This is a genomic window from Erwinia sp., assembly GCF_031978025.1.
In the GTDB taxonomy this organism is placed as follows: Bacteria; Pseudomonadota; Gammaproteobacteria; order Enterobacterales; family Enterobacteriaceae; genus Erwinia.
The window spans coordinates 1-6113 of record NZ_DALZCD010000262.1 but is presented as its reverse complement, the minus strand read 5'-3'; the positions used below and the strand labels follow the sequence as shown (position 1 = coordinate 6113).

The following is a 6113-nucleotide window of genomic DNA, read 5'->3' as shown; positions in this document are numbered from 1 at the left end:
GCAAAAGTCACCGTCGATAGTTCCAGCGCGGAAATATCGTCGGTGACTTTTGCTACCGGCGCGGGAAACGCAAACGCGTTTTTCACGCGCTCGTGCAGATGATGTGCGTCAATTTCATCGCCAATAAAAGCAGAGAGAATTTTGCTGCTGCGGCTGACGAAATCCATCTCCAGCATGGCGTCGATATCGGTCAGCTCAAATTCAGGCAGCTCCAGCGGAAAAAAGAGCCCCTGCTGGCTGCCCAGGCCCTGTTTAACCGCCTGTGAAAAGCTGACCTGTTCATTGTGATCTTTCAGATTGTAAAGTTTCATGCGTTATCCCAGTTTACGTGCGCCAGCCGTGTCTAAGCGGCAAATATGGACGAAGCCTTCCTCGTTTTGCAGGTAGTGCTGGCGTAGCCAGTCTGCCATGCGCTGCGCCGTATCGGTCTGATGACAGACGGCGAACAGCGTCGGACCGGAGCCGGAAATGCCGCAGGCCAGCGCGCCGATATCCTGAGCGGCCTGGCGGGCATTGGCGAAGCCCGGTAACAGTTTAGTGCGATAGGGTTCAGCAATCACGTCACGCATCAGTTTCGCAGCCAGTTCCGGCTGCTGAGTATGGCAAGCGTGAATAAACCCGCCCAGATAGCGCCCGTGCCTGATGATATCTTCTTTCCGATACTGAGCGGGCAGGATCGCGCGCGCTTCGGCGGTAGAAACCTTAATGCCCGGATAGGCCATCACCCACAGCCACTCTTTAAAGCACGGCACCGGCTGGCTGATGACCCCGTTCTCCTCCAGCATCAGCTGCAGGCCGCCGAGGAAACAGGGCGCCACGTTATCAAAATGAATGCTGCCGGAAACCCGGCCTTCCAGCTCGCCCATTAGCGTCAGCAGCGCATTGTCATCCAGCGGTTTGCCGCAGTACTCGTTCATCGCCATCAGGCCAGCCACTACCGAACAGGCGCTCGATCCCAGGCCGGAACCAATCGGCATGTTTTTTTCCAGCGTGATCGCCACCGGAACGCGTTCACCGATTGCCTCGCAAAAACGCTCCCAGCATTGCCAGACGATATTTTCCTGGGGATTAGCAGGCAGCTTGCTGACAAAACGCCCTTCGTTACGCAGGCTGAACTCGCTGGCCGCCTCCACCGTGACGCAATCGCCCAACAACGTTCCATCGACAGGCGAAACCGCTGCGCCCAGCACATCGAAGCCGACGCTAACGTTGCCAATTGAGGCCGGCGCATAGATCTTAACCATTTTTAAACTCCCAACTTCCATGACAGGGTGCGTAACAGATCGGCAAACACGCCTGCGGCGGTCACATCGTTACCGGCCCCGTAACCGCGCAGCACCAGCGGTATTGGCTGATAATAGCGGCTGTAAAACGCTAACGCGTTTTCGCCATTTTTAACTTTATAAAGCGGATCGTTACCGTCAACGGCATCAATTCTCACGCGACAGCGGCCCCCCTCTTCAATAACACCGACAAAGCGTAACACTTTGCCTTCGTCGGCTGCGCGGCGCACGCGAACGGCAAAATCATTGTCCAGCTCCGGCAGACGTTCCATAAAAGTGTCTACATCCAGCGCGTTAAACGCTTCCGGCAGCACGGCTTCAATATCAATATCGCTCAGCTCCAGCTGATAGCCCGCTTCACGTGCCAAAATCAATAATTTGCGTGCCACGTCCAGCCCGGAAAGATCGTCACGCGGATCCGGCTCGGTAAAGCCCAGCTCACGAGCCGTACGGGTCGCCTCCGACAGCGAGACGCCTTCGTCCAGCCGGCCGAAAATATAAGACAGCGAACCGGACAGGATGCCGGAAAATCGCAGCAACTCATCACCGGCATTGAGCAGGTTTTGCAGGTTTTCAATCACCGGCAGGCCCGCGCCTACGTTGGTATCGTACAGGAACTTGCGGCGTGATTTGGCCGCTGCCGCGCGCATCTGCTGATAGTACTGCCAGGAAGAGGTATTGGCTTTTTTGTTCGGCGTGACGACATGAAAACCATCGGCCAGAAAATCCGCATACTGATCGGCCACGGCCTGGCTGGAGGTACAATCGACAATCACCGGGTTAAGCAGATGATACTCCTTAACCAGGCGGTTCAGACGCGCCAGGTTAAAAGGCTCTTTAGCCTCCTGTAGCGCGGCCTGCCAGTTATCCAGCGGAATGCCATGTACGTTGGTCAACAGCGCTTTGGAATTGGCAATACCGCAGACGCGCAGATCGATATGCTTGTTCTTCAGCCAGCTCTGCTGGCGAGAAAGCTGCTCAATTAAGGCCGCGCCGACGCCGCCGATACCGATCACAAACACTTCGATAACCTGATCTGTGGCAAACAGCATCTGGTGCACTACGCGTACGCCGGTGGTGGCATCGTCATTGTCTACCACTACGGAGATAGAACGTTCTGAAGACCCCTGTGCGATAGCGACAATATTGATATTGGCCCGCGCCAGCGCCGAAAAGAACTTCGCAGAGAGGCCACGCAGCGTGCGCATCCCGTCCCCCACGACCGAGATCACGGCCAGGTTTTCCATCACGTCCAATGGCTCCAGCAGGCCGTCTTTCAGCTCCAGGAAAAATTCGTCTTCCAGCACGCGACGGGCGCGGAGTTGATCGCTTTGCGGCACGCAGAAGCTGATGCTGTATTCGGAAGAGGACTGAGTAATCAGCACCACAGAAATACCGCTGCGGGACATGGCGGCAAAGACGCGAGCGGCCATGCCGACCATGCCTTTCATGCCAGGCCCGGAGACGTTAAACATCGCCATATTATTCAGGTTGGTAATGCCTTTTACCGGATTATCGTCGCTGGCGCTGTCGCCACCAATTAGCGTGCCGGGCGCCTGAGGGTTGGCGGTATTTTTAATCAGGCAGGGAATCTGAAACTGGGCGATAGGCGTGATGGTGCGCGGATGAAGCACCTTAGCACCAAAATAGGAGAGCTCCATCGCCTCCTGATAGGACATGGTTTTCAACAGGCGGGCATCCGGCACCTGACGCGGATCGCAGGTATAAACGCCATCGACATCGGTCCAGATTTCGCAACAGTCGGCGCGCAGACAGGCAGCCAGGACGGCGGCGGAATAGTCGGAGCCGTTGCGGCCCAGCACCACCAGCTCGCCCTTCTCGTTTCCGGCGGTGAAGCCCGCCATCAGGATCATATTTTCTGCAGGAATTTGAGCGGCAGCAATACGGCGAGTGGATTCAGGAATATCCACGGTGGACTCAAGATAATGGCCTACCGCCAGCAGCTTTTCGACGGGATCGATCACGCTGACGCCGTAGCCACGGGCCTGGAGTAACCCCTCCATGATAGCGATAGAGAGCTTCTCGCCCCGACAGATAATGGCGGCGTTGACGCTGTCCGGACACTGACCGAGCAGGCCGATGCCGTGCAGCACCTGCTTCAACTGGGCAAACTCAGCATCCACACCCTCTTTCAGACGGGCGTAGGGGAAGTTTGGCTCCGCTTCCGCCAGCCCTTGCAGCAGTGCATCAAAGATGGCTTCGGCATCAAGCAGGTTTACCTGCGCATCCTGGCCGCTAATGGTTTTTTCAATCATTGCCACCAGATGGTTGGTGATTTTAGCTGGCGCGGACAATACGGTAGCGACCTGCCCCTGCTTAGCATTGCTCTCCAGAATATCCGCCACGCGTAAAAACCGTTCCGCGTTGGCGACTGAGGTCCCACCGAATTTCAGCACTCGCATAATCATCTCCTGAATTTTGCCGAAAAAAAAGCCCGCACTGTTTAGGGTGCGGGCTTTTTTTTATTTTTTCCTGTATGCGTCAGCCCGCACCGTTACCTGTGGTAATGGTGGTGGTAATAATGATTGTTGTCATCAGGCTGTAAGTACGCATTTTAGATTTTACTGTCTGTCTCGAATTTGTCCGCTTTCAGAAGTAAAGCAAAGCCCTTGCTAAGTCAATTTTTTTATCCGCGGGCGCTAAACCGTCGACGAAACGCCTGCCGGGGATTTGGCCCGAAAACAGATCTTAATCAGGGCGAAAGCCGCTTATTCTTAGCATGACTTCCTACAGATAAGGCCTCAGCCAGTTTTTTTATCTATAAGGTTTTTTTCTATGTCGTGCAGCAACCGGTGCAGCATAGCGGTATCCCGCTGTTGCAGCGTGCCCAGACGCTGATCCAGCCAGTCAACCATCTTGCTATCATCACTGACCTCCAGCCGCTCAATCAGCTGGCTGAGCCGCTGGCGCAGTGCTTTGAGCTGCTGTCCATCTGCGGAAACGGCCGGCGCGGCGCTGACCTGACGCAGTGCAGAAAGTTGATAACAGTAAACCATTACCGCCTGCCCCAGATTAAGCGAAGGGTAGTCTGCCGCCATAGGAATGCCGGTCAGCAGATCGACCCGATCGATTTCTTCGTTCGTCAGCCCCGTATCCTCACGCCCAAACACCAGCGCGGCGCTACCGATCCACTGTTGTTTTTCCATCAGCTGGCTTTCTACCTGCTGCGGCGTGGCGTAGTAGCGGAATTTCGCCCGGCTTCGTGCGGTTGTGGCGATACTAAAATCGATATCCTCCAGCGCCGCAGCAAGCGAAGGCCAGTGCGTGGCCTGTTCCAGGATCTCACCCGCGCCATGCGCCACTCGCCGGGCGCCAGGTTCCAGATGCGCCTGGCTATTAACGATACGTAATTCATCAAATCCCATGGTTTTCATGGCGCGGGCTGCCGCCCCGACATTTTCAGGTCGTGCCGGTGAAACCAGTATCAGGGGGAAACGCATAAGAGCCTTCTTAAGTTCAGTGTGGAGATATTCTGACCTTTCCCGTGGCTTAAGATGGACAGGAAACGTCTGCTATCATTTTAACAAATCAACAACATACTGGTGACGAATATGACCAGCCATAATTGTAAGCTACGCCATTTTTCCGCTCATTGTAGCGATAAAAACATTTATCTGACGATAATCTTATGTACTTCAGGTAATTAAGAATTGTTAAAATTTAGCTATACTCTTTTAAGGAAAAGCGGTGTGTTTTTTCACCACCACATGGCAAGTAGCCAGCTAAATCGCCCTTTGGCGGGGCGTTTTTCAACGGCACCTCAACGTGCTACAATTGGATTGATATAAGTCAATTAAGCTTTATTTATTGGCTGTTGGTCGTGGCTTGTGCTGTTATGTTGCTGTTAATGAGGTTAGGATATACGCCATTTTTGACCTTGCCGAGACAGGAAACGCCCCCTTTTTAACGGGTGTTTTCCGGTCCATGAATGGCTTGTGAACATATTCCGTACAGCCCGCGTTACGCGTCAACTGGCGCCTGCGTATTATCCATACGGTAACCGCTGTATGCCCCATATCGTTTTTTGGCAATTTTAGGTAGCGAACACATGCAGACCCCGCACATACTTATCGTTGAAGACGAATTAGTTACTCGCAATACTCTCAAAAGTATTTTTGAGGCCGAAGGCTACATGGTTTATGAAGCTACGGACGGCGCAGAAATGCATCAGGTGTTGACAGAGAACGACGTCAACCTGGTAATCATGGATATAAACCTTCCCGGCAAAAATGGCCTACTGTTGGCGCGTGAATTGCGCGAACAGGCTAATGTGGCGCTGATGTTCCTGACCGGCAGGGACAACGAAGTCGACAAAATTCTCGGTCTTGAAATCGGGGCGGACGACTATATCACCAAGCCATTTAACCCGCGTGAGCTCACTATCCGTGCTCGTAACCTGCTGTCGCGCACCATGAATCTGGCGCCGCACAGCGAAGAGCGCAAGCTGGTTGAAAGCTATCGCTTTAACGGATGGGAGCTGGATATCAATAGCCGCTCACTGATCGGCCCTCAGGGCGAGCAGTACAAGCTGCCGCGCAGCGAATTCCGCGCCATGCTGCACTTCTGTGAAAACCCAGGCAAAATCCAGACTCGCGCCGATCTGCTGAAAAAAATGACCGGTCGCGAACTGAAGCCGCACGATCGCACTGTAGATGTCACCATTCGCCGTATTCGTAAGCATTTTGAGTCTACGCCGGACACGCCGGAAATCATCGCTACTATCCATGGCGAAGGTTACCGTTTCTGCGGCGACCTGCAGGAGTAAGCCGGTGTGGCGTTGAGGGGCCGTTTTAGCGGCCCCCTCACGTT

5 protein-coding genes, 1 pseudogene and 1 other annotated feature are annotated in these 6113 nt (G+C 54.2%); of the genes and pseudogenes, 1 reads left to right on the top strand and 5 read right to left on the bottom strand.

Annotation, left to right across the window (positions count from 1 at the left end; all coding sequences use genetic code 11):
* The 5 genes and pseudogenes from RTK32_RS17650 to RTK32_RS17630 form a co-directional block, all read right to left on the bottom strand.
* A pseudogene (locus tag RTK32_RS17650) lies at positions 1-311 on the bottom strand (threonine synthase); the annotation flags it as partial.
* A gap of 3 nt (positions 312-314) precedes the next feature.
* Positions 315-1244, bottom strand: a complete 930-nt coding sequence (gene thrB, locus RTK32_RS17645) for a homoserine kinase (RefSeq protein WP_312046258.1) — start codon at positions 1242-1244, stop codon at positions 315-317.
* Between the two features lie 2 nt (positions 1245-1246).
* Positions 1247-3706 (bottom strand): bifunctional aspartate kinase/homoserine dehydrogenase I, encoded by a 2460-nt coding sequence (thrA, locus tag RTK32_RS17640; protein WP_312046256.1) that lies wholly within the window; start codon positions 3704-3706, stop codon positions 1247-1249.
* A gap of 21 nt (positions 3707-3727) precedes the next feature.
* Positions 3728-3850 (bottom strand) — a sequence feature (Thr leader region).
* Positions 3786-3857 carry a thr operon leader peptide gene (thrL, locus tag RTK32_RS17635; RefSeq protein WP_124232041.1) on the bottom strand — a complete coding sequence of 24 codons (72 nt, stop codon included), beginning with the start codon at positions 3855-3857 and terminating at the stop codon, positions 3786-3788. It overlaps the preceding feature by 65 nt.
* 188 nt (positions 3858-4045) lie before the next feature.
* Positions 4046-4744: a tRNA/rRNA methyltransferase gene (locus RTK32_RS17630; RefSeq protein ID WP_312046254.1), complete on the bottom strand. Its 699-nt coding sequence runs from the start codon at positions 4742-4744 to the stop codon at positions 4046-4048.
* A 608-nt stretch (positions 4745-5352) separates the two neighbouring features.
* Between RTK32_RS17630 and arcA the strand changes: the two genes are divergently transcribed.
* Positions 5353-6069, top strand: a complete 717-nt coding sequence (gene arcA / locus RTK32_RS17625) for a two-component system response regulator ArcA (protein WP_125290506.1) — start codon at positions 5353-5355, stop codon at positions 6067-6069.
* Positions 6070-6113: the final 44 nt, after the last annotated feature.